The 418-nt window shown below is 48.8% G+C and carries 1 protein-coding gene; it reads right to left on the bottom strand.

What is annotated here, in order from left to right; all coding sequences use genetic code 11:
* Nucleotides 1–418: type VI secretion system Vgr family protein (locus tag AC1M9D_RS14105; RefSeq protein ID WP_481612447.1), on the bottom strand; the 418-nt coding region annotated here is incomplete at both ends.

The following is a 418-nucleotide window of genomic DNA, read 5'->3' as shown; positions in this document are numbered from 1 at the left end:
TGTTTAAAAGCCGCGGCTTTGCTTTGGTCTTCGCTCTCTAAGTTCTTGAGATAGCCCTGTAGGTTTTCGAGTAAGCTCAGTGGATCAGTTTTTTGATTTTGTGCCACTTCACTGAGAGCTTTGGCGTTGTTTAAGCTACTTTCGAGTTGTTGTTTGGCTTCGCTTGCATCAAGATGGTTTGCTTTGGCTTGTTCTTGTTTGTAGGTGGAGATGAGTATGCCTTCGCCCGCCCGTACTGCACCCCATTGGTCAGTTCTGAGTTCGAAGCCTTCACCGCGTCCTTCACTTTCTGCTGTTGCTTTGGGATGACTGAGATTCCCTAGGTTAAGTTGGCTCGCCCCGTGGGTGTTTTGCAGTTGGGTGGAGATTTGTCCTGTGGTGTCATCAAAGCGGAGTTGTCCATAGCCTTCGCCTTGGA

It is taken from the genome of Acinetobacter sp. ANC_7682, assembly GCF_056779795.1.
This window is presented reverse-complemented; position numbering and strand designations above follow the sequence as displayed.